This window comes from Spirillospora sp. NPDC049024 (assembly GCF_040649235.1).
Lineage (GTDB): Bacteria > Actinomycetota > Actinomycetes > Streptosporangiales > Streptosporangiaceae > Spirillospora.
In genome coordinates, this window is record NZ_JBEZFD010000018.1 from 122,851 (window position 1) to 142,944 (window position 20,094).

Annotated in this window: 21 protein-coding genes; 9 read left to right on the plus strand and 12 right to left on the minus strand. The window is 75.1% G+C overall.

What is annotated here, in order from left to right:
• Positions 1 to 157: 157 nt before the first annotated feature.
• From AB0C21_RS29775 to AB0C21_RS29795, 5 genes are read left to right on the plus strand one after another with little or no spacing between them, the layout of a single operon-like run.
• Complete coding sequence (locus AB0C21_RS29775; RefSeq protein WP_149258714.1) at positions 158 to 937, plus strand: ABC transporter ATP-binding protein; 780 nt, start codon at positions 158 to 160, stop codon at positions 935 to 937.
• A complete protein-coding gene (locus tag AB0C21_RS29780; protein WP_500208648.1) occupies positions 930 to 1,637 on the plus strand; it encodes an ABC transporter ATP-binding protein in 708 nt (235 codons plus the stop codon). The genes AB0C21_RS29775 and AB0C21_RS29780 overlap by 8 nt, the downstream gene beginning before the upstream one ends.
• Positions 1,637 to 2,515 carry a branched-chain amino acid ABC transporter permease gene (locus AB0C21_RS29785; protein WP_500208649.1) on the plus strand — a complete coding sequence of 293 codons (879 nt, stop codon included), beginning with the start codon at positions 1,637 to 1,639 and terminating at the stop codon, positions 2,513 to 2,515. Before AB0C21_RS29780 ends, AB0C21_RS29785 begins: the two co-directional genes overlap by 1 nt.
• 4 nt (positions 2,516 to 2,519) lie before the next feature.
• Positions 2,520 to 3,710 carry a branched-chain amino acid ABC transporter permease gene (locus AB0C21_RS29790; protein ID WP_500208651.1) on the plus strand — a complete coding sequence of 397 codons (1,191 nt, stop codon included), beginning with the start codon at positions 2,520 to 2,522 and terminating at the stop codon, positions 3,708 to 3,710.
• Complete coding sequence (locus AB0C21_RS29795) at positions 3,628 to 4,938, plus strand: ABC transporter substrate-binding protein (protein ID WP_500208652.1); 1,311 nt, start codon at positions 3,628 to 3,630, stop codon at positions 4,936 to 4,938. Before AB0C21_RS29790 ends, AB0C21_RS29795 begins: the two co-directional genes overlap by 83 nt.
• 74 nt (positions 4,939 to 5,012) lie before the next feature.
• Here AB0C21_RS29795 and AB0C21_RS29800 read toward each other — a convergent pair whose 3' ends face one another.
• The 7 genes from AB0C21_RS29800 to pfkB form a co-directional block, all read right to left on the minus strand.
• Positions 5,013 to 5,774 (minus strand): DeoR/GlpR family DNA-binding transcription regulator, encoded by a 762-nt coding sequence (locus AB0C21_RS29800; protein WP_149258709.1) that lies wholly within the window; start codon positions 5,772 to 5,774, stop codon positions 5,013 to 5,015.
• A 66-nt stretch (positions 5,775 to 5,840) separates the two neighbouring features.
• Entirely contained in the window at positions 5,841 to 6,119 is a 279-nt protein-coding gene (locus AB0C21_RS29805) for an HPr family phosphocarrier protein (RefSeq protein WP_500208654.1), read from the minus strand.
• A gap of 11 nt (positions 6,120 to 6,130) precedes the next feature.
• Positions 6,131 to 7,171 (minus strand): zinc-dependent dehydrogenase, encoded by a 1,041-nt coding sequence (locus AB0C21_RS29810; RefSeq protein ID WP_500208656.1) that lies wholly within the window; start codon positions 7,169 to 7,171, stop codon positions 6,131 to 6,133.
• A complete protein-coding gene (locus AB0C21_RS29815; RefSeq protein WP_500208658.1) occupies positions 7,168 to 7,659 on the minus strand; it encodes a PTS mannitol transporter subunit IIA in 492 nt (163 codons plus the stop codon). Before AB0C21_RS29815 ends, AB0C21_RS29810 begins: the two co-directional genes overlap by 4 nt.
• Entirely contained in the window at positions 7,652 to 7,969 is a 318-nt protein-coding gene (locus tag AB0C21_RS29820; protein ID WP_149258705.1) for a PTS sugar transporter subunit IIBC family protein, read from the minus strand. The genes AB0C21_RS29815 and AB0C21_RS29820 overlap by 8 nt, the downstream gene beginning before the upstream one ends.
• Positions 7,969 to 9,123, minus strand: a complete 1,155-nt coding sequence (gene mtlA / locus AB0C21_RS29825; protein ID WP_500208660.1) for a mannitol-specific PTS transporter subunit IIC — start codon at positions 9,121 to 9,123, stop codon at positions 7,969 to 7,971. The genes AB0C21_RS29820 and mtlA overlap by 1 nt, the downstream gene beginning before the upstream one ends.
• Before the next feature lie 62 nt (positions 9,124 to 9,185).
• Positions 9,186 to 10,124: a 1-phosphofructokinase gene (gene pfkB / locus AB0C21_RS29830; protein WP_149258703.1), complete on the minus strand. Its 939-nt coding sequence runs from the start codon at positions 10,122 to 10,124 to the stop codon at positions 9,186 to 9,188.
• A 231-nt stretch (positions 10,125 to 10,355) separates the two neighbouring features.
• Between pfkB and AB0C21_RS29835 the strand changes: the two genes are divergently transcribed.
• Genes AB0C21_RS29835 through AB0C21_RS29845 form a run of 3 tightly spaced genes read left to right on the plus strand, consistent with a single transcriptional unit; the run spans position 10,356 to position 14,241 of the window.
• Positions 10,356 to 12,446 carry a bifunctional phosphatase PAP2/O-acyltransferase family protein gene (locus AB0C21_RS29835; RefSeq protein WP_500208662.1) on the plus strand — a complete coding sequence of 697 codons (2,091 nt, stop codon included), beginning with the start codon at positions 10,356 to 10,358 and terminating at the stop codon, positions 12,444 to 12,446.
• Positions 12,446 to 13,330, plus strand: coding sequence for a DMT family transporter (locus AB0C21_RS29840; protein WP_500208664.1), 885 nt, complete (start codon positions 12,446 to 12,448; stop codon positions 13,328 to 13,330). Before AB0C21_RS29835 ends, AB0C21_RS29840 begins: the two co-directional genes overlap by 1 nt.
• Positions 13,331 to 13,341: 11 nt before the next feature.
• Positions 13,342 to 14,241 carry an alpha/beta hydrolase gene (locus AB0C21_RS29845; RefSeq protein WP_500208666.1) on the plus strand — a complete coding sequence of 300 codons (900 nt, stop codon included), beginning with the start codon at positions 13,342 to 13,344 and terminating at the stop codon, positions 14,239 to 14,241.
• Between the two features lie 7 nt (positions 14,242 to 14,248).
• Here AB0C21_RS29845 and AB0C21_RS29850 read toward each other — a convergent pair whose 3' ends face one another.
• The 5 genes from AB0C21_RS29850 to AB0C21_RS29870 form a co-directional block, all read right to left on the minus strand.
• Positions 14,249 to 15,427, minus strand: coding sequence for a PucR-like N-terminal domain-containing protein (locus tag AB0C21_RS29850; protein ID WP_500208668.1), 1,179 nt, complete (start codon positions 15,425 to 15,427; stop codon positions 14,249 to 14,251).
• A gap of 104 nt (positions 15,428 to 15,531) precedes the next feature.
• Positions 15,532 to 16,830, minus strand: a complete 1,299-nt coding sequence (locus tag AB0C21_RS29855) for an acyltransferase family protein (RefSeq protein WP_500208669.1) — start codon at positions 16,828 to 16,830, stop codon at positions 15,532 to 15,534.
• 203 nt (positions 16,831 to 17,033) lie between these two features.
• The gene (locus AB0C21_RS29860) at positions 17,034 to 17,810 is read right to left on the minus strand and encodes an SAM-dependent methyltransferase (RefSeq protein ID WP_500208671.1); all 777 of its coding nucleotides are present in this window, start codon (positions 17,808 to 17,810) and stop codon (positions 17,034 to 17,036) included.
• Between the two features lie 288 nt (positions 17,811 to 18,098).
• The gene (locus tag AB0C21_RS29865) at positions 18,099 to 18,728 is read right to left on the minus strand and encodes a GNAT family N-acetyltransferase (protein ID WP_500208673.1); all 630 of its coding nucleotides are present in this window, start codon (positions 18,726 to 18,728) and stop codon (positions 18,099 to 18,101) included.
• 61 nt (positions 18,729 to 18,789) lie between these two features.
• Positions 18,790 to 19,233: a hypothetical protein gene (locus AB0C21_RS29870; protein ID WP_500208675.1), complete on the minus strand. Its 444-nt coding sequence runs from the start codon at positions 19,231 to 19,233 to the stop codon at positions 18,790 to 18,792.
• Between the two features lie 263 nt (positions 19,234 to 19,496).
• Here AB0C21_RS29870 and AB0C21_RS29875 point away from each other — a divergent pair, with 263 nt between their 5' ends.
• Entirely contained in the window at positions 19,497 to 20,027 is a 531-nt protein-coding gene (locus AB0C21_RS29875) for a hypothetical protein (RefSeq protein WP_500208677.1), read from the plus strand.
• Positions 20,028 to 20,094: the final 67 nt, after the last annotated feature.

The window sequence follows — 20,094 nt, forward strand, 5'->3', positions numbered from 1 at the left end:
ACCGCCGGGCGGGGACTCGCCGCGGCGGGCCTCGGACGAGTGCGAATCGCCTGTTGACCGGAGCGCCCGGTGATTCTATCTTCATGGAACCGACCAGTCGGTATGTGCATTTCGGCCTCGGGGGATTCGCGCTGATTCATCGGCGAGGTGAGGCGACATGTCCGGCTCTTCTACGATCCTGGAACTGCGAGAGGTGACCGTCCGCTTCGCCGGGCTGGTCGCATTGGACGGCGTGTCGCTCACGGCGACCGAGGGCCGCGTCACCGGCGTGATCGGCCCGAACGGCGCCGGCAAGACGACGCTCTTCAACGTCGTGTGCGGTTTCGTCCGCCCGGACGCGGGCGAGGTGCGCTGGCGGGGCCGCGCGCTCCGCCGGCACCGCCCCCACGACCTGACCCGGCTCGGCATCGCGCGCACCCTGCAGGGGCTCGGCCTGTTCCCGGGGCTGACCGTGCTGGAGAACGTGATGGTCGGCGCGGAACCGCACGCGCGGGCCGGGTTCTGGTCCGGCCTGTTCGCGCTGCCGCGCGCCGACCGCGACGAGGCGGCCCTGCGTGAGCGGGCCATGGCCCGGCTGGCGGAGCTGGGCGTGGCGGGCGAGGCCGCGCGGCCGCCGGGGGAGCTGCCCTACGGCGTGCAGAAGCGGGTCGCGCTGGCCCGCGCGCTCGTGGCCGAGCCCGACCTGCTGCTGCTGGACGAGCCCGCCGCCGGGCTGTCCGCCGCCGAGATGGACGAGCTGGCCGAGCTGATCCGCGGGCTGCGCGGCGGGCCCGCCGTCGTCCTCGTCGAGCACCACATGGACCTCGTGATGAGCGTGTGCGACCAGGTGGTCGTGCTCGACTTCGGCAAGGTCATCGCCAGCGGGCCGCCCGACCGGGTCCGCGACGACCCGGCCGTCCTCGACGCCTACCTCGGCGAGGAGGTCGCCGGTGCTTGAGGTGAAGGACCTCACCGTCTCCTACGGCGCCGTCCGCGCGCTCGGCGGCGTGGACCTGTCGGTCGCGGAGGGCTCGGTCACCGCCGTGCTCGGCGCCAACGGCGCGGGGAAGACCACGCTGCTGCGCGCCGTCTCCGGGCTGCTGCGGCCCCGCTCGGGGCGGGTCGAGCTGGACGGCGCGGACATCACCGGGCTGCCGGTCGAGGAGGTCGTCCGGCTCGGCGTCGCGCACGTCCCGCAGAACGGCGGCGTCATCACCGAGCTGACCGTGCAGGAGAACCTGCGGCTCGGCGGGCTGTGGCGGCGCGACCGGGCGGCGCTCGCGCGGCGGGTCGCCGACATGTACGAGCTGTTCCCGCCGCTCGCGCAGCGGCGGTCCCGCACCGCCGCCACCCTGTCCGGCGGCGAGCGGCAGATGCTCGCGCTCGCCCGGGCGCTGACCGGCGCGCCGCGCCTGCTGCTGGTGGACGAGCCGTCCCTCGGCCTCGCGCCGCGGGTGGTCGCCCAGCTGATGGCCGTGCTGCGGAGGCTGTGCGACGAGGACGGCCGGACCGTGCTGCTCGTGGAGCAGAACGCGCGCAGCGCGCTGTCGGTCGCCGACCGCGCCGTCGTCCTCGACCTCGGCTCCGTGGTGGCGGACGAGGCCGCCGCCGTCCTCGCCGCCGACGACCGTCTCCGCCACGCCTACCTGGGGTTCTGATGGTGCGCTTCATCAATCTCACGCTCGTCGGCATCACCTCCGGGGCGGTGTTCGCGGCCGTCGCGCTCGCGCTGGTGCTGATCTGGCGCTCCACCCGCGTCGTGAACTTCGCGCAGGGCGGCATGCTGATGTTCACGACGTTCCTCGCCTGGAGCGTCATCGACGCCGGCGGCTCCTACTGGCTCGCGCTCGGCGCCGCCCTCGGGTCGGGGCTGGTGCTGGGCGCGGTCGTCGAGCGGGTCGTGGTCCGCCCCGTCGAGAACAAGCCGCCGCTGAACGCCGTCATCGTCACGCTCGGCCTGCTCGTGCTGCTGCAGGCGGCCGCGGGCATGATCTGGGGCGACACGCCGCACTCCTACCCGCCCGCCCTCACCATCAAGGGCCTGTCCGTCGGCGGGACGCGGCTGCAGCTGTCGCCGTTCGACCTGTTCGTCATCGGCGCCGTGGCCGCGGTCATGGTGCTGCTGACGCTGCTGTTCGTCCGCACCGACCTCGGGCTGCGGCTGCGCGCGTCGGCGTTCGCGCCCGAGATCGCCCGCCTGCAGGGCGTGCGCGTCGGCCGGATGCTGACCCTCGGATGGGCGCTGGCCGCGCTCGTCGGCTCGCTCGCCGGGGTGCTGATCGCCCCGTCGGTGTTCGTCGGGCCCTCCCAGTTCGACGCGATGCTCGTCTTCGGGTTCACCGCCGCCGTGATCGGCGGGCTGGACAGCCCCGCGGGCGCCGTCACCGGCGGGCTGCTGCTCGGCTGCGCGCTCAGCTACGTGTCCGGCTACCTCAGCTCCGACCTGGTGGCCTTCGGGGCGCTCGCCGCCCTCATCACCGTCCTGATGATCAGACCGAACGGCCTGTTCGCCGCGAGCACCGGACGGAGGGTGTGATCCCATGACCGCGCCTGTGCGCGGCGTCCTGCGCCGCTCGACCCTGGCCCGGCACACGTCCGGCGCCCTCCTCGCGATCGCCGCCCTGTACCTGCTGACCACCGTCGCCGGCCCCTACCGGGACCTGCAGATCGCGCAGGCCGCCTACCTCACCTGCGCGGTCGCCGGCCTGACGGTGCTGACCGGGCTCGGCGGCCAGATCTCCCTCGGGCACGGCGCGTTCATGGCGGTCGGCGCCTACACCGCCGCGCTGGTCATCGGGCACTGGGGCTGGCCGCTCGCGGCGGTCCTCGCGGCGGCGGCCGGCGTCACCGCGGTCGCGGGCACGTTGGTCGGCGCCGTCGCCGCGCGGCTGCACGGCCCCTACCTGGCCGGCGCCACCCTCGCCTTCGCCGTCGGGCTGCCCGGCCTCGCCAACTACAAGCCGCTCACCGGCGCGCTCGGCGGCCAGAACGGGCTGACGATCGCCCCGCCGGTCCCGCCCGCCGCGCTCGGCGCCGCGTTCCCGCTGGAGCGCTGGCAGGCGTGGATCTGCTGCCTCGGCGCCGTCGCCACCCTGTTCCTGCTCGCCAACCTGACCCGCGGCCGGTTCGGGCGGACGCTGCGCGCCGGCCGCGACGACGAGATCGCCGCCGCGCTGAGCGGGGTCCGCGTCGCCCGGGTGCGGATCGCCGCGACCGTCGTCTCGGCGGCCTGCGCCGGGCTCGCCGGCGGGCTGCTCGCCCTGGTCGCCACGCTGGCGGCGCCGGGCGCGTTCCCGCTCACGCTGTCCCTCCAGCTCATCGCCGCGATCATCATCGGCGGGCTCGGCACCCTGCCGGGCGCCGTGTGGGGCGCGCTGATCCTGGTCTACGTGCCGACCTGGGCGGCGGACCTGTCGTCCTCGTCCGGCCTTTCGCACAACATCGCGTCGAATCTGCCCCTCGCCATCTACGGCCTCGTCCTCATCGCGGTGACGCTGGCCTTCCCGCGCGGCGTCCAGGGAGGGCTCCGCGACATCGGCGGCGCCGTCCGGCGCCGTGCACGCGCGAGGCGCGACCTGGCTCCCGGGTCGCACGGTCCCGCGACAAGGGACACATCGGGGCCCACCACAACGCACTCAGGAGGAGCAGATGAAGCGACCCCGGACCAGGCGGGCGCTCGCCCTGATGACCGCGGCGACGCTGGCGGTCGCGGCGAGCGGCTGCGGCGGTGACGGAGGCGGCGGCGGGTCGGCGCCAGGCGTGACCGCCACCACCGTCACGATCGGCAGCCACCAGCCGCTGACCGGGCCGGCCGCGCCCGGCTACAGCGCCAACTCCGCGGCGTCCAAGGCGTTCTTCGACTACGTCAACGCGAACGGCGGCGTGCACGGGCGCAAGATCGTCTACAAGTACGTGGACGACGGCTACAACCCGACGCAGACCGTCAGCGTGACGCAGAAGCTCGTCCTCCAGGACAAGGTCTTCGCGATCTTCAACGGGCTGGGCACGCCCACGCACTCCAAGGTCGTCGACTACCTGAACGCCCAGCGCGTCCCGGACCTGTTCGTCGCGTCCGGCTGCGGCTGCTGGGACCAGCCGGACAAGCACCCGCAGACGTTCGGCTGGCAGGTCGACTACATCCGCGAGGGCAAGATCCTCGGCGACCACGTCAAGAAGACCTTCGCGGGGAAGAAGGTCGCCTACTTCTTCCAGAACGACGACTTCGGCCAGGACGGGGTGAAGGGCCTCGACAAGTACATCCCGAAGGACCAGGTCGTGTCCCGGCAGTCCTACCAGCCGGGCGGCACCGACATCGGCGCGCAGGCGCAGGCGATCGCCCAGTCCAAGGCGGACGTCGTCGTGCTGTTCAGCATCCCCACCTACACGGCGCTGTTCCGGCTCGCCGCGCTGAAGCTGAACTACAAGCCGACGTTCGTCGTCAGCAACGTCGGGTCCGACCCGATCACCCTCACCGGGCTGCTGGAGAGCTTCGCCAAGAAGGGCGGCAGCGAGGTCGAGGGCAGCCCGCTCATCCAGGGCATGGTCACCGACGGCTACCTGGCGGCGCCCGGCGACACCGCCAACAGCTGGACGGCGCTGTTCAAGAAGATCCACGACCAGTACATCCCGAAGCTGCCGTTCAACGGCAACATCGTCTACGGCATGTCGGTCGCCTACACCTTCGTGCAGGCGCTCCAGGCGGCCGGCGAGAACCCGACCCGCAAGGGCCTCGTCGAGGCGCTGGAGAAGTCGCACTTCACCGGGCCGGGCGTCGTCCCGTTCGCCTACAGCGCGCAGTCGCACGCCGGGTACACCGGGGCGGTGATCGGCACGATCAAGGGCCAGAACGTCGTGCCGCAGGGGCAGCCGCTCACGACCGACGACGGTGACGGGCCGATCCAGCCCTACACGGCCCCGCAGCCGCAGGCGCCCGCGAACGGCGTCCCCGCCGCGGGCTGACGCGCCCCCGCCGCCGTCCCGCGCCCCCTCCCGCGCGGGACGGCGGCCGGACGCCGGCGAGGGGTCCGGCCCGTTCAGGCGCGGACGACCTCCGGCCCGGCGGCGGCGAGGTCGGCGGCGAGGTCGGTGTCCAGCCCGGTGTCGGTGATCAGCACGTCGATGTCGGCGAGGCCGCCGAACCGCACGAGGTGGTCATGGCCGATCTTGGTGCGGTCGGCGAGCAGCACCCGCCGCCGCGACGAGGCGATCATCGCCCGCTTCACCGCGGCCTCGGCCTGGTCGGAGGTCGTCAGCCCGCGCTCGACCGAGCAGCCGTTCGTGGCCATGAACGCCACGTCCACCCACAGGTCGGCGAGCGGGCGCAGCACCCAGTCGTCCACCGTGGCGAGCGTGCGGCCGCGCACCCGCCCGCCGAGGATGATCACGGTGAGGTTGGGGCGGGTCGCCAGCACCGCGGCGTGCGGCGGCGAGTTCACGATCACGGTCAGCTCGCGGTCGGTCGGCAGCAGCTGGACGAACCGGGCGGTGGTCGTGCCGGCGTCCACGATGATCGACCCGTCGGCGGGCAGCTCCTCCAGCGCCGCCTTGGCGATGCGCTGCTTCTCCTCGGTCATCACCGCGTCCCGCGCCGCCAGCTCCGGCTCGAACCCGAGCCGCTCGACGGGCATCGCGCCGCCGTGCACGCGCCTGACCGTCCCGGCCCGCTCCAGCACCGTCAGGTCGCGGCGGATCGTCTCGGTCGTGACCGAGAACTCCTCGGCGAGCGCGACGACGTCCACCCGGCCCTTCGAGCGCGCCAGCGCAAGGATCGCCTGCTGCCGTTCCTCGGCGTACATGACCGTCGTCCCACCCGTTCCGTCCGCGTTCCGGTGCGCGTTCATTCTGCCGGGTCCGCGGGACGGTCAAGCGGGCTGTTCGGCATCCAGGTCGCGGGCGAGCAGGCCGGCGAGCTCGTCGAGCGCGGTTCCCGCCCCGTCGCCCTCGGCGGACAGGATCACCTCGGTGCCGTGGCGCGCGCCGAGCGAAAGCACGCCGAGGATGCTGTTCGCCGGGACGGGCGCGCCGTTCCCGACCCGGATGGACACCGGCACCGGCTGCCGCGCCGCCGCCTGGACGAAGAGCTGCGCCGGGCGGGCGTGCAGTCCCTGCGCCGCGGCGATGACGACGTTCCGTTCGGCCATGGCCGTCTCCCTCACGGTTCGATGGTGACCTTGATCGCGGCGCCCCGGACGACCAGGTCCAGGGCGTCGTGCAGAGCGTCCAGCGGAAGCCGGTGGGTGATCAGGTCCTCCACGGGCACCCGGCCGGACCCGATCAGCTCCAGCGCGCGGGCGTTGTGCGCGGGACTCGACCCGTTCGCGCCCACCAGGGACAGTTCCCGGTAGTGGACGCGGTTGGCGTCGACGGAGATGACCGGGGCGTCCTTGGGCAGCCCGCCGAACAGGCTCACCCGGCCGCCGGGCGCCACCAGCCGCTGCGCCTGCTCCTGCGCGGCGCCGGACGCGGCGGCGGTGATCGCGACGTCCGCGCCGCGCCCGCCGGTCCGTTCGAGGATCTCCTCGACGGCGTCGGCGGCGCTCCCGTCGATCGCCGCGTCCGGCTTCACGATCGCGGCGGCCTGGTGCAGCCGCTCGGCGTTGACCTCCACGAGGAACACCCGGGCGGCGCCGCGGGCCCGGGCGACCCGCACGTGCAGGCAGCCGACCGGGCCGGAGCCGAACACGACCACGTCGTCGCCCTCGCCGACCCGCGCCAGCTCCTGGCCGTTGAGGACGCAGGCGAGCGGCTCGGCCACCGACGCCTCGGCGAACGACACGCCGTCCGGGATCCGGTTCACCCCGTCCACCGCGAGCACCTTCGCCGGGACGACCATGTACTCGGCGAACGCGCCGTCGTAGTGGTACCCCATCGACTCCTGCGCGGTGCAGACCGTCATCCGGCCGCGGCGGCACTCCGAGCACGTCCCGTCCGGGATCGCGGCGATGACCTGGACGCGGTCGCCCGCCGCCCAGCCCTTCACGCCCGGCCCGGTCTCGGTGACCTCGCCGGCGATCTCGTGGCCCATCACCCGCGGCGGGACGATGTGGTGGTGGCCGAACCGGGAGATCTTGACGTCGGTCCCGCAGGTGGAGCAGTTGCGGACGCGGATCTTCAGCTCGCCGGGCCCGGGCGCCGGTTCGGGCGCGTCCTCTAGGCGGATGTCGCCGGGAGCGTAGAAACGGGCGACCTTCATGCGGGATGTTCCTGTTCTGTCGGTTGCGGTACTTGCGGTTCTTGCGTTTCCTGCGGTGCGAGCAGGGCGAGGACCTGCCCGGGCTCGGTGGCCTCGCGGAGCGTCCGTGCCCGGGCCGGGTCCATGAGCACCTGGGCCAGCTCGGCGAGGATCTCCATGTGCCCGTCGCCGCGCGCGGCGATCGCGATGCAGACGGTGACGGGGTGGCCGTCCCAGTCCGTCCCGTCCGGGAACCTCACCACGGCGAGCGCGTCGCGGTGGATGAGGTCGCGGCCCGCGGACGTGCCGTGCGGGATCGCGACCCCTTCGCCGAGATAGGTGGAGATCGAGCGTTCTCTCTCCAGCATCGCGTCGATGTAGGCGGGTTCGACGGCGCCGGTGTCGACGAGTACCTGCCCGCAGACGCGGATGGCGTGGTCGCGGCCGCGGGCCCGCGCGTCCAGCCGGATCGCCTCGGGAGCGAGCAGGCCGGCGGCGCCGTCAGACACCGATCTCGCCGCCGTCCTTGATCGCCTTGACCAGCCGGTCGACGGCGGGGTCGCCGAGATAGACATCGAACGCGACCACCGGGGTGCCGCCGGCGCCGCGGCGGGCGCGGGCGGCGAGGCCGGTGTGGCAGACGACCACGTCGGCGTCGGCGGGGATCTTGTCGACGGGCGTGTGCTCGACCGTCACGTCGTTCTTCTTCAGCGCCTTGCGCAGCTGCCCGGCCAGCATGACGCTGCTGCCCATCCCGGCGTCGCAGGCGATGACGAGCTTGCGGATGTCCTTGCCGTTCATCGTGGGTGTGCCTTCCATCAGTGGGCGGTCGTTTCCCTGGCGTCCGCGGCCTCCTCGCCGGCCTCCGCGTCCGGGGCGGTCTCCGCATCCTCGCCGTCCGCGCCCTCGGTGCGCGGCTCGGCGAGCTTTCCGAAGCCGAGCAGTGCGGCGCCGACGCCGAAGGAGACGGCGGCGGAGGCGAACAGGCCGGTGTAGACGCCGATCCACGTTCCGACGCCGCGGGGCGTCTCCGCGAGGTAGGCGAAGATGCTGCCGGGCGACGGCACCGCGACCAGCCCGGCGCCGGTCGCGACGAAGATCGACACACCGGTGACACCGCCCGCCATCGCGGCGAGGATCATCCGCGGCTTCATCAGGATGTAGGGGAAGTAGATCTCGTGGATGCCGCCGAAGAAGTGGATGATGATGGCCGCCGGGGCGGAGGGGCGCAGCCGCCGCGGCCCGAAGAACCAGTAGGCGAGCAGCACGCCGAGGCCGGGGCCTGGGTTGGACTCCAGCATGAACAGCACGGACTTGCCGTGCTCGGCGGCCTGCTGCACACCGAGGGGGCTGAGCACGCCGTGGTTGATGGCGTTGTTCAGGAACAGCACCTTCGCGGGCTCGATGACCAGCGAGGTGAGGGGGAGCACGTCGTGGTCGACCAGCCAGCTGACGCCGTCGCCCGCCCACTCGGTGAAGGTGTTCATCACCGGGCCGATGACCCGGTTGCCCGCGACCGCCATGGCGCCGCCGATGATCCCGGCGGAGAAGTTGTCGACCAGCATCTCGAACCCGGCCCGGACCCGGTCCTGGACGAGGCCGTCGAAAAGCCTGAGCAGGTACGCGGCGAGCGGGCCGATGATCATCGCGCCGAGGAACATCGGCACGTCGGCGCCGACGATGATGCCGACGGTGGCGACCGCGCCGACGACGGCGCCGCGCTGGCCGTGCACCATCCGGCCGCCGGTGTAGCCGATCAGCAGCGGCAGCAAAAACTTGATCATCGGGTCGACCAGCTCGCCGAGATCCTTGTTCGGCAGCCAGCCGGTGGGGATGAACAGGGCGGTGATCAGGCCCCAGGCGATGAACGCGCCGATGTTCGGCATCACCATCCCGGCCATCTTGCCGCCGAGCCGCTGGACGTGCGCTCGGAGCCCGCTTCCGGCGGGCTCGGGGGTGTAGGTGGTGGCCATCTCGGCCTCCTGTCGATCGAGGGTGGGGTGGGTCCTGCTCGTAGGGGGCGGGGGAGGAGGCGTCAGGTGAGGAGGGGCCGGGCGAGGTCGGGGCGCGCGTGGATGCGGACGATGTCGCGCCGCACGTCGTCCGCGCCGGGCATCCGGCTCGCCGGCATCCGCACCGCGGCCGCGCCCCAGGCGAGGCCTTCGGCGAGGGCGCGGGGGCCCCGGGCTCCGGCGGCGAGGAACCCGGCGAGCAGGGCGTCGCCCGCGCCGACGGTGCTGCGCGGGCGGGCGACGGGCGCCTCGCCGGTGAGCACGCCGTCGCCGTCGACGAGCACCGCGCCCTGCGGGCCCAGGCTGACCAGGACGGCGCGGGCCCCCCACGCCCGCAGCTGCTCCGCCGCCTCGACCGCGTCGGCCACGGTGTCGACCGGGCCGCCCGCGGCCTCCGCGAGCTCCTCCCGGTTCGGTTTGACCAGGTCGGGCGCGGCGGCGACGGCGGCGCGCAGCGCCGGGCCGCTGGTGTCGACTGCGACGCGGACGCCGCCCGCCGCGAACCGGCGGCACATCCGCGCGTAGGTGCCGTCCGGCACGCCCGGCGGCAGGCTGCCGCAGCCGACGATCCAGCTGGCGGAGCCGGCCGCGGCCGCCACCGCGGCGCCGACCTCGTCCAGCTCCCCGGGCGACAGGGGGCCGCCGGGCTCGTTCAGCTTGGTGACGACGCCGCCGGGCTCGACGATCGTGACGTTGGACCGGGTCCGCCCGCCGACGCGGACGGCGTGCACCCGCAGGCCCTCGGTCTCCAGCAGCCGGCGCAGCTGGTCGCCGTCCGCGCCGCCCACCGCGACCACGGCGGCGGACCCGACGCCGTTGGCCAGCAGCGCGCGGGACACGTTGACGCCCTTGCCGCCCGGATCCAGCCGTGCGGACCGGGCCCGGATGACCGCGCCGCGGGTCAGCACGTCCACCTCGATCGTGCGGTCGAGGCTGGGGTTGAGCGTCACCGTCACGATCATGCGTCGCCCGCTCCCGGCTCCATGTGGGTTCCCTTCTGTTTGGGTTTGATTTTCTTTGTTTTAGTTCTGTTTGCCGCCGGGGTCAAGAGGGGGCGGGGCCCGAAATCCGCCGAGCGGGGACGAGGGCGGGGGCGGTCGCGGGAAGAACCGGCCGGGTCATGGTCGTCTTGTCCGTCGGTGGGCAGGATGATCTGTGGTGGGCGGTGCGATGCGCGAGGCGGGAGGGGCGTCGTGGTCCGGAGCGAGGCGGTCGCGTCCGGGACGGGGGACGAGCGGGACGGGGGACGGGCCGCGTCGGCCGCGCGGGAGATCGCCGCCGCGCTGGCCGTCCTGGTGGTGTACCTGGTGTTCACGCACGCGTTCAGCGGGGACCGCGCCGCCAGCGACGCGCACGGGCGCGCGCTGCTCGACTTCGAGCGCTGGGCGCGCCTGGACGCCGAGCGCGCGCCCAACGACCTGCTCGCCCGGCACGGGTGGCTCGGGGCCGTCGCCGCGTGGGAGTACGCCACGACATACGTGATCGGCACCTTCGGATTCCTCGCCTACCTGTGGTGGAGGCGGGACCCGGCGTACGCGTGGGCGCGCAACACGCTGATCTGGGTGACGCTGATCGCGATCTGCTGCTTCGCGCTGTGGCCCACGACCCCGCCGCGGCTGCTGCCGGGCGAGGGCTACGCCGACGTCATCGCGACGCACCACCCGCCCGCCACCTGGGGCACCGAGATGGTGTCCGCGGGGGCGAACCCCTACGCGGCGATGCCGAGCCTGCACATCGGCTGGGTCGCCTGGATCGGGGCCGCCGCGCTGCGGGCCCGGTGCGGCGCCGTCCTCACCTGGCTCTGCGCGCTGCACCTGGTCGTGACCGGACTGGTGATCGTCTCCACCGCCGCGCACTACGTCGTGGACATCCCCGGCGGGCTCCTGCTCATCCCGGCCGCCGCCGGCGCGGAGCGGCTGCGCGCCGGCCTCGCGGGCGCGCGCCGCCCGCCGGACGCCGGCACCGGGCGGGCCCCCGGGACGCGGCAGCGGATCGCCGCCGCCGACTCCTTCTTCCTGTACGTCGAGAGCGAGAACGTCCCGCAGGTCGTGGGCGGCGTCGCCGAGTTCGACGGCCCGGGCCCCTCGGCCGAGCGGGTGCGCGCGCTGATGCGCGAGCGGCTGCCCCATCTGCCGCGTCTCACCCAGCGGGTGCGGTACGGCGGCGTCCTGCGGGGTCCGCGCTGGGTGGAGGCCGGCGCCGTCGACCTGGGCCGGCACGTCCAGGAGGTGGACCTCCCGCCGCCCGGCGGGCGCGCCGCCCTGAACGGCCTCGTCGCCCGGCTGATCGCCGAGCCCCTCGACCGCGACCTGCCGCTGTGGCGGTTCTGGCTCGTCCGCGGCGGACCCGGCGGCCGGGAGGCCGTCGTGGTGCTGTTCCACCACGCCGTCGCGGACGGGATCGGCGTCGTCGACATCCTGCGCGGCATCCTCGAACCCCGCCTCCCGGAGGCGGTGCCGGAGCGCGGCCCCCGGGGGCTCGCGCGCGCCGCCGCCGTCCTGCCGGGGCTGGTCCTGCTCGGCCTCGACGGGGCCGCCCCGACCGTGTCCGTCACCGGCGCCCTCGGCCCCGAGCGCGTCTTCGGCACCGCCTCGCTGCCGCTCGACCGCGTCCGGGACGTCGCCCGCTCGGCCGGCGTCCGGGTCACCGACGTGCTCCTCGCGCTCGTCGGCGAGACCTTCGCGGACGTGCTGGACGGGCGCGGCGAGCGGCCCGGCGTCCGCCCCCTGCGCGCCGCCGTGCCGATGACCCTGCGCGCGCCCGCGCCGCCCGGCCGGGGCCGCACGGCCGTGCCCGGCAACCTGACCGCCGCGCTGCGGCTGGACGTCCCCGTCGGGCCGATGCCCGCCCGCGACCGCCTCGCGGCCGTGCACGCGGCGGCCGAACGGCGCCGCAGGTCCGGCCGGGCGCCGGCGAGCACCGCCGCGATGCGCCTGATGGGCGCGCTGCCGCCGCCGCTGCACGCCCGCGCGGCCCGCCGGACCTACCGCGCCCGCTTCTTCGGCGGCATCGTGTCCAACATGCCGGGACCGCCGCTGCCGATGTCGCTGGCGGGCGCGCCGCTCGGGCACGTCCACCCGATCCTGCCGCTCGCCGACGGGGTGCCGTTCGCCGTGGGCGCGCTGAGCTGGAACGGGGCGCTGCACGTCTCGGTCACCGGCGAGCCCGGGGTCCTGCCCGAGTCGGCGCGGCTGCCGGACGGACTGGAGCGGGCGTTCGCGCGGCTGGCCGCGGCCGTGGAGGCGGCGGGCGCCGGCAGCGGCGCGCAGAGCGGGACGGCCTGATGGCCTGGGCGATCGGCTTCAGCCTGCTCGCGGCGCTCCTGTTCGCCGCCGCGGCGGCGCTGCAGTACCGCGCCGCGAGGCGGGCGGTGCACGGCGGATCGGACGCGTCCGCCGCCCACGGGCTGATCCGCCGGCTGGTCCGCGACCCGGTGTGGCTGACCGGGTGGGGGGTCAACCTCGCCGGATTCTGCGCGCAGGCCGCCGCGCTGCACTTCGGGTCGACCGCCGTCGTCCAGCCGCTGCTGGTCACCCAGCTGGTCTTCACGATCGCGCTCGGCACGATCGGCACGGGGCGCCGCCCCGCGCGGCTGGACCTGCTCGGCGGCATCGCGGTGTCCGCGGGCCTCGCCGTCCTGTTCACCGTGCCGGGCGCGATCCCGCCCGAGGGCGAGCCGTCCCGGCCGCGGATCCTCCTCGCCGGGCTCGTCGCCGCGCCCGTCGTGCTCCTGCTGTCCCGGGCGGCGTGGCTGCGCGAGGGCCCGGTGCGGGCCGCGCTGCTCGGAGTCTGCGCCGGCCTGTGCTTCGCGGCGACCGCCGTGCTGATCAAGCTCACCACCGCCGACCTGGTCGAGCGCGGCGTCGCGGCCACCGCGGTGGACTGGCCCGGCTACGCGCTGGCGGGCAGCACGCTGCTCGGCCTGGTCCTCGAGCAGCGGGCGTTCGCGGCCGGGTCGCTGCCCGCCGCGATGACCGCGATGACGATGACGAACCCCATCGCCTCCTACCTGGTGGCCGCCTTCGCCTTCCAGACGCTGCCGCCGCGGACGGCCGCCGCGTTCACGGCCCTGTCGTTCAGCGTGCTCCTGCTCACCGGAGGCGTCGCGCTGCTGTCGCGGTCCGCGCACGCGGCGCGGGAGGGCGATACGGTGCCCGAACCCTCCTGAAAGGACACCCCTTGATCACCCGACGCGCCCTCGTCCTCGGCGGGCTCGGCGGCATCGGCGCCGTCGCGGCCACGGGCGGCACCGCCTACGCGCTGGTGGAGAACGAGGTCCTCCCCGGAAAGGTCCGGCTCGACCGCGCGCTCGGCAGGTGCGGCGACGCGCCCGCGCCGCCCGCCGCGTCCGTCGAGGTCGAACCGGTGACGTGGCGCTCCGCCCGCCGCGGCACGACCGTCACCGCGACCATCGTCCCGCCCGCCGCGAACCGGCCGCTGCGCGGCCTGCCGGTGGTCGTCGCGCTGCACGGCACCGGCGAGACCGGCTCGTCCCTCGTACGGAACCTGGCCCTGGACCACTACCTGCCCGACGCCGTCGCGCGCGGCGGGGTCCCTCCGTTCGCCCTGGTGAGCGTCGACGGCGGGCGCGACACCTACTGGCACCCCCGCGCCGGCGGCGACGACCCCCTCGGCATGGTCGTGGACGAGCTGCTGCCGCGGCTGCGCGAGCGCGGCGCCCGGACCGACCGCGTCGGCGCCATCGGCTGGTCGATGGGCGGCTACGGCGCCCTTCTGCTGGCCCGCCGCCTCGGCCCCGCGCGCACGGCCGCCGTGGTCGCCGCGTCCCCGGCCCTGTTCGGCTCCTACGAGGACGCGATCGCCGCCAACCGCCGCTCGTTCGACGGAGCCGCCGACTACGACCGCAACGACGTCTTCCGCGCGCTGGACGAGCTGAAGGGCGTTCCGCTGCGCGTCGACTGCGGGACGAGCGACCCGTTCGCCGACCGGGTGCGCGAGTTCCGCGAGCGGGTCCGGCCCGAGGGCGGGCTGGAGGGCGGCTGCCACGACGCGGCGTACTGGCGGCGGCAGCTCCGCCGCCAGCTGGCGTTCCTCGGGCACCGCCTGGCCGCCCGCTGACCGCCGGTCACGCCGTCCGCTCGGCGCGGCCCGTCCGCACCAGCCAGCTCAGCAGCAGCATGAGGTCGAGGCGGCCGTCCGGCTCGGTGAACCGGCCGCCGGTCAGCTCGGTGATGCGGCGCAGCCGGTACCGGACGGTCTGCTCGTGGATGTGCAGCCGCTCGGCGGCGATCACCGCGTTGTCGCCGCACTGCAGGTAGGTCAGCAGCGTCTCGGCGAGCGGCTGCCGGCGCGCGGGCGGCAGCTCCAGCAGCGGCCCGAGCACGGCTCCGGCGGTCGCGCCGACGAGCTCGTCCGCCGTGAGGGTGGCCAGCGACGCGATGTGGTCCACGCACCGGACGGGGCCGTCGGCCGGCAGCAGGCCCCGCTCCGCCAGCGTCAGGGCGTGCCGGGCCCAGCGCAGCGAGACCGCGCCCTGCCCGACCGGGACGGTCGGGCCGACCGCCGCCGTGCCGAGCCTGCGCAGCGCCGGCCACAGCCGGTCCTGGCCGGGGCCCTCCGGGTCGGGCACCACGAGGAAGGGGACGGGCGCCTCCCAGTCGGCGAGGACGGCGGGCGGCAGGATCCGGGCCCCGGCGGGCGCCCCCGAGGGCAGCGCCACGAGCGCGATGCTCTTCGGCAGCTCCCACCGGGCCGCGACCGCCAGGTCGGCGATCGCCTCGTGCCCGGGCGGCGGCTCGGCGACCAGCAGGTCGCGGAGCCGGTCGCGGCGGCGCTCCCGCTCGGTCGCCAGCTGCCCCTGCTCGCGGGCGTAGCCCTGCGCGGCGGCGTCGGCGACCCGCGCCAGCAGCATGAACAGCGAGTCGGTCAGTCGGCCCAGCGTCTCGCGCGACCAGCCGAGCCGGTAGGCGTCCTTGATGAACCGGCGGCAGGCGACCTGGCTGCTGACGCGCATCGCGTTCTGCAGCGCCGCCAGGCTCCGGCCCTGCCGCGCCTCCTCCTCGCCGAGCCGCATGTACATTTCGGTGATCTTCCGCGCGTCCGCGGTCGGGTGGTCGACGGAGTCCACGAAGAACGCGACGGTGTCGCTGACCGTCCGCTCCACCCTCCGGGCGTACTCGCCCCCGTCGGCGCCGGCGTACTCGGGGACCTGGTCGCGGATCTCCCGCTCCATCTCGTCCACGGCGGCCTGGAGGTGCTGCCGCAGTACGTCGGGCAGCTCGGCGGGCATCGGCCCTTCTGTCATCCGTTGTCCGTTCGGCGGGGTGGGCTCGGGCGAATCACCCTAGGCAAGAAAGCGCACCCTGTCATCACCCGTGCCGCCCCCGACCGGGCGGTCAGGGCAGGCGGTCAGGACGTGGCCGGCTGCGGCGCCGGGGCGGGCGCGGGGGAGCGCCGCCGTGCCGTCAGGCGGCGTCCGAGGTCCTGGGCGGGGCGCTCGACGTAGCGGTGGGCCAGCGCCGCCGAGGTGAGGACGGTCGCCAGCAGCACCACGCCCCACGCGGCCCGGACCGGCGCCGACAGGCCCCAGGTCTCGCGTCCGGCGGCGTGCCAGACCGCCTGGATGACCAGCGGGTGCAGCAGGTAGACCGAGTAGCTGACGAGGCCGAGCCATACGAGGACCCGCGGCATGGCGAGGTTCCGCAGGGCGAGGCCGGCCAGGAACGTCAGCCACGCGGCGCCCACGGCGATGGACCAGTCCAGGCCGAGGGGGTTCGGGTTGGCGTGCAGGGCCCAGCTGGTCGGGGCGCGCATGCCCGCCGCGAGCGTCAGGGCGGGGACGACCGCCACCATCGCGGCGGCGCGGCCGGGCCGGAGCCGCCCGTCCTGGATGCCGCGAATGGCGGTCCCGGCGAACATGGTGGCGATGATGCACAGGCTCTCGATGGCGCCGATGCGGCTGTTCAGCACCAGCAGGACGAGGGCCAGCGCGGCCACCACGGCCACGCCCGCCCGGCGCAGCCCGCGGTTCGGGCCGACCATGGCGGCCAGCCCGCCGGCGAGCAGCAGCGCGGCGGCGAGGACCGTCCCGCCCGGCCACCGGGCGGCCAGCAGCCCGGACGGCAGCGCGACCCCCAGGATCGCCGCGCCCACCCCGAAGCCGAGGGCCACCCGGGCGCTGGCGCGGTGCACGCCGGCGACGAACATCGCCGTCACGAGGAGGTAGAAGACCATCTCGTAGGACAGCGTCCAGAAGACGTTGACGATGTTCGGGACGCCCAGCAGGTCCTGCAGCATCGTCAGGTGCGCCAGCGCGGACGCCCAGGGCCGGTCGCCGATCGGCGCGGGCAGCCCGTAGGAGACGCCGGCCGCCCCGAGCACCAGTGCGAGCGCCACCGCGACGCCCCACGCCGGATACAGCCGGAAGAACCGCCCGGCCCAGAACTGCCGGACGCTGCCGCGCCGCTCCAGAGAGAACGGCACCACGTAGCCGCTGACGAGGAAGAACACGAACACCCCGTACCGGCCGAAGTCGAACCACGGCCCGGTGGCCCGGCGGACCTCGGGCAGCAGCACGTCCAGGGAATGCTCGAACACCACCACCAGGGCGGCGAGGCCGCGCAGCGCGTCCAGCCAGCCCATGCGGGGCGCCCGCGCCGGGGGGGCGCCGATCGTCTTGTCCGGAGGGGTGAGGGTGTTCGTCGGCATCCGGGCCACGATAGGGGCCGAACCGTTACCGTTTCTAACGGGCAAATGAGATTTCTCTGAATCGCCGTACCTGTCGCTGACGCAGCGTCACGGCGTCCGGACGCACCGGAGGAGCGTCGGGAGCAGGGCGGCCGCCGCGAACCGGAGGCGGCCGCCGGGCCGGACGGCGGACCGAATGGGTGTGAGCAACCCCACAACCGCGCTCAGCGGATGCCGACGGCGCCGTACATGACCGGTTCGCTCGCGGGCCCGTCGGCGGCGAGCGGCGTCACTCCGGGCGGCAGCGGGCGGAACGGCCCGAGCAGCCGCGCGACCTCGGCGCCGCCCCGCGGACGCACCGGGAGGGAGGTCGCCTCGCGGTAGAGCCGCGCGGCCTCGCCGACCGCGCCGGGGGCGAAGTCGGCCGTGGCGTGCGAGACGACCAGCGCGCTGCCGGGCGCGGTCGCCGCCGCGAGCCCGGCGACGATGTCCTCCGCGCCGGGGACGAAGTGCAGGACGCTGGAGAACACCAGCGCGACCGGCTCGGCGGGGTCGATCAGCCGCCGGACCTCGGGGCTGTCCATGATCGCGTCGGGGTCGCGGATGTCGGCCGGCAGCGCCGCGAGGTTCCCGCCGTCGATGAGCAGGGCGCGGGCGTGCGCGATGACGAGCGGGTCGTGGTCGACGTAGACGACGCGGGTGCCGCCGGTGCGGCGCGCCGCCATCTGGTGCACGTTGTCGGCCTTCGGCAGGCCGCAGCCCAGGTCGACGAACTGCCGCACGCCGCGTCCGGCGAGCAGCGCCACGGAGTCCGCGAGGAAGGCGCGGGCGGCGCGGGCGGCGCCCGCGGCCTGCGGCAGGACCCGCAGGATCCGCTGCGCGAGGTCCCGGTCGGACGCGTAGTTGTCCTTGCCGCCGAGGAGGTAGTCGTGCACGCGCGCCGGACCCGGCCTGTGCAGGGCGAGCGGCGTCTCCGGCGCCCTCGCGCGGACCATGGGCATGGTGCTTCACCTGTCGCCTTCACCAGAGGGGGTCGGTGCAATGGCTCACTTGCGACGGTAGGCCCGCGGGCCGGGCCCGGGGCCGCCGCGTCCGGTGGTCGGGCCGAAACCCGCCGCGCGCGTGGCCGCATCGGGCCAACCGGGTTTGGCGCGCGCCCGCCCGGGGTCTGCGGCGGACCGCCGCGGGCGGGCCTTTCTCGCCGCCCGGACATTCCTGACAATTGGCCTTTTCTGGCCATGACAACCACTTAACCGGAGATGCCGGGCTGCGGTGGAGAGCCCCCGGGGTCAGCGCTCGGGGTCGCGCCACATGAGCCAGACCGGCGGGCACCCCTTGCCCGGCAGCGGCAGCTCGCGCGTCACCCGGAAGCCGAACCGCTCGTAGTAGGGGACGTTCAGCTCCTTCGAGGACTCCAGGTAGGCGGGCAGGCCCTCGGCGTCGCAGCGGTCGAGCCGTGAGCGCAGCAGGGCGGCGCCGAGGCCGTTGCCCTGCGCCGGGGGATCGGTGCCGAGCACCGCCAGGTACCAGTGCGGCTCGGGCGGGTGGTGCTTCTCGATGGCGCCGAGCGTGCGGAGGGTGGCGGGCGTCCGCGCGCCCAGGATGCGCAGCAGCGGCACCGCGTGGGCCGCCTGCAGCCGCAGGGGCACGCTCCACCGGCCGGGCGGGTCCCACAGCGCGGCGGCCTCCGGCGCGTCCCCGCGCCCGGCGGCCTCGGTGGCGCCGTGGGGGAGGTGCACCCGGCGCAGCAGGATCCCGAACAGCGCGGTCATCCGCCGCACGCGGGTGGCGTCGTCCGGCAGGAGCCAGCGCCAGACCGGGTCGTCGTCGAAGGCGCGTCCGAGGACGGCCGCGAGCGTGTCGGCATCGGCGCCGGCCGCCGTGCGGACGGCGGGTGACGGGCGGGGCTCGGACGTCATGCGCGGCCTCCTCGGGGACGCGCTGATCCTCACCGGCGCGGGGCCCCGCGTCAAGGAGGCGTCACGAGCGGGCGCAGTGCTCCGCCCGCGCCGCCGCGAGGTCGTCCAGGACGAGCGAGACGCCGATCCCGACGAGCCACGTGTCCTTCGCGAGCGGGATGCCCTGCGGGGAGGGGCGCAGCCCGCGCCCCTGCCGCATGCCGGGCAGCCGCAGGTACAGGCCGGCCAGCCCGGAGGAGAAAGCGGTGAGCGCGGCCCCCGCGAGCAGGGAGGGCACGAGCGGGACCAGCAGCGCGGTGCCGAGGGCGACCTCCGCCCTGCCGAGCATGCGGGTGAAGTCCTTCGGGTCCTTCGACTCAAGGAACGGGTAGGCGGTCTTCGCCGTACCGTGGGTCTGTTCGGCGGCCCCCTCCAGGTCCTGGAGCTTCGACAGGCCGGAGTTCAGGACGAACGCGCCGACGGCCAGCCGGACGGGCATCTGGTGAGCGCGGGCTAGAAGACGCATCGTTCCCCATTAGCGATCGGAAGACCGGGCGCAGGGCATCATTCCCGGCGGCCGTCCCCTCCACCTGATGGCCGGGTCAAGTCTCGGCCTGCCTTCGCGCGGAGGCGAGCCGCCGTGCGGGGGGCGGGCTACCACGCGGGGAGCAGGCGCCCGGCCCGCGGATGCTCCGGGCGGGGCAGCGGGGAAGCCTCCGGGCGGCCGACGACGGCGCCGGTGCCGCCGTCGCACGATCGGTGCGTCGTCGAGAGAGCCGGGAGCGTTCAATGTCCACCGTCCAGTCGCGGCCGGCGGCCGCGGGGCAGCTGTGGCGGCCGGGGCCGCCGGTCCGCAAGACCATCACCGTCGTGCACGTGGTCGCCTCCGTCGCGCTGCTGGGGGAGGTGTGGGGCCTCGTGCTGCTGAACCTGACCGCGACGCTGACCTCGGACGGGACGCTCGCCCATTCCGCCTACCGCCTGATGAGCGTGCTGGTGTTCGGGGGAGGGATCCCGCTCAGCCTCACCTCCCTCGCCACCGGCGTCGCGCTCGCCACCGGCAGCGCCTGGGGCCTGGCACGGCACTACTGGGTGCTGGCCAAGCTGGTGCTGCTGATCGCGGTGATCCTCGCCGGGATGCTGCTGTTCACGCCCGAGGCCATGGCGGACGCCACCGCGGGCGGGGCGGACCCGTCCGCCGGACGGCAGTGGTGGCAGGTGGCGGTCGTCTCCTGCCAGGTCGTCATGCTGCTCACCGCCACCGCCCTCTCGGTGTTCAAGCCCCGCGGCCGGGTCGGCGGGCGGCGCGCCCGCTCATGAGGCCGCCCGCCCGTCCGGCAGCCGCTCGGCGACCGCCCGCAGCGCCTCCACGCACGCCCGGACCGCC

Bases quoted from the DNA above. Each gene is read 5' to 3' on its own strand.
- AB0C21_RS29775 (WP_149258714.1), top strand. From the start codon at position 158: ATGTCCGGCTCTTCTACGATCCTGGAACTGCGAGAGGTGACCGTCCGC.
- AB0C21_RS29785 (WP_500208649.1), top strand. From the start codon at position 1,637: ATGGTGCGCTTCATCAATCTCACGCTCGTCGGCATCACCTCCGGGGCG.
- AB0C21_RS29790 (WP_500208651.1), top strand. From the start codon at position 2,520: ATGACCGCGCCTGTGCGCGGCGTCCTGCGCCGCTCGACCCTGGCCCGG.
- AB0C21_RS29795 (WP_500208652.1), top strand. From the start codon at position 3,628: ATGAAGCGACCCCGGACCAGGCGGGCGCTCGCCCTGATGACCGCGGCG.
- AB0C21_RS29800 (WP_149258709.1), bottom strand. From the start codon at position 5,774: ATGTACGCCGAGGAACGGCAGCAGGCGATCCTTGCGCTGGCGCGCTCG.
- AB0C21_RS29805 (WP_500208654.1), bottom strand. From the start codon at position 6,119: ATGGCCGAACGGAACGTCGTCATCGCCGCGGCGCAGGGACTGCACGCC.
- AB0C21_RS29810 (WP_500208656.1), bottom strand. From the start codon at position 7,171: ATGAAGGTCGCCCGTTTCTACGCTCCCGGCGACATCCGCCTAGAGGAC.
- AB0C21_RS29820 (WP_149258705.1), bottom strand. From the start codon at position 7,969: ATGGAAGGCACACCCACGATGAACGGCAAGGACATCCGCAAGCTCGTC.
- mtlA (WP_500208660.1), bottom strand. From the start codon at position 9,123: ATGGCCACCACCTACACCCCCGAGCCCGCCGGAAGCGGGCTCCGAGCG.
- pfkB (WP_149258703.1), bottom strand. From the start codon at position 10,124: ATGATCGTGACGGTGACGCTCAACCCCAGCCTCGACCGCACGATCGAG.
- AB0C21_RS29840 (WP_500208664.1), top strand. From the start codon at position 12,446: ATGGCCTGGGCGATCGGCTTCAGCCTGCTCGCGGCGCTCCTGTTCGCC.
- AB0C21_RS29850 (WP_500208668.1), bottom strand. From the start codon at position 15,427: ATGACAGAAGGGCCGATGCCCGCCGAGCTGCCCGACGTACTGCGGCAG.
- AB0C21_RS29855 (WP_500208669.1), bottom strand. From the start codon at position 16,830: ATGCCGACGAACACCCTCACCCCTCCGGACAAGACGATCGGCGCCCCC.
- AB0C21_RS29860 (WP_500208671.1), bottom strand. From the start codon at position 17,810: ATGCCCATGGTCCGCGCGAGGGCGCCGGAGACGCCGCTCGCCCTGCAC.
- AB0C21_RS29865 (WP_500208673.1), bottom strand. From the start codon at position 18,728: ATGACGTCCGAGCCCCGCCCGTCACCCGCCGTCCGCACGGCGGCCGGC.
- AB0C21_RS29870 (WP_500208675.1), bottom strand. From the start codon at position 19,233: ATGCGTCTTCTAGCCCGCGCTCACCAGATGCCCGTCCGGCTGGCCGTC.
- AB0C21_RS29875 (WP_500208677.1), top strand. From the start codon at position 19,497: ATGTCCACCGTCCAGTCGCGGCCGGCGGCCGCGGGGCAGCTGTGGCGG.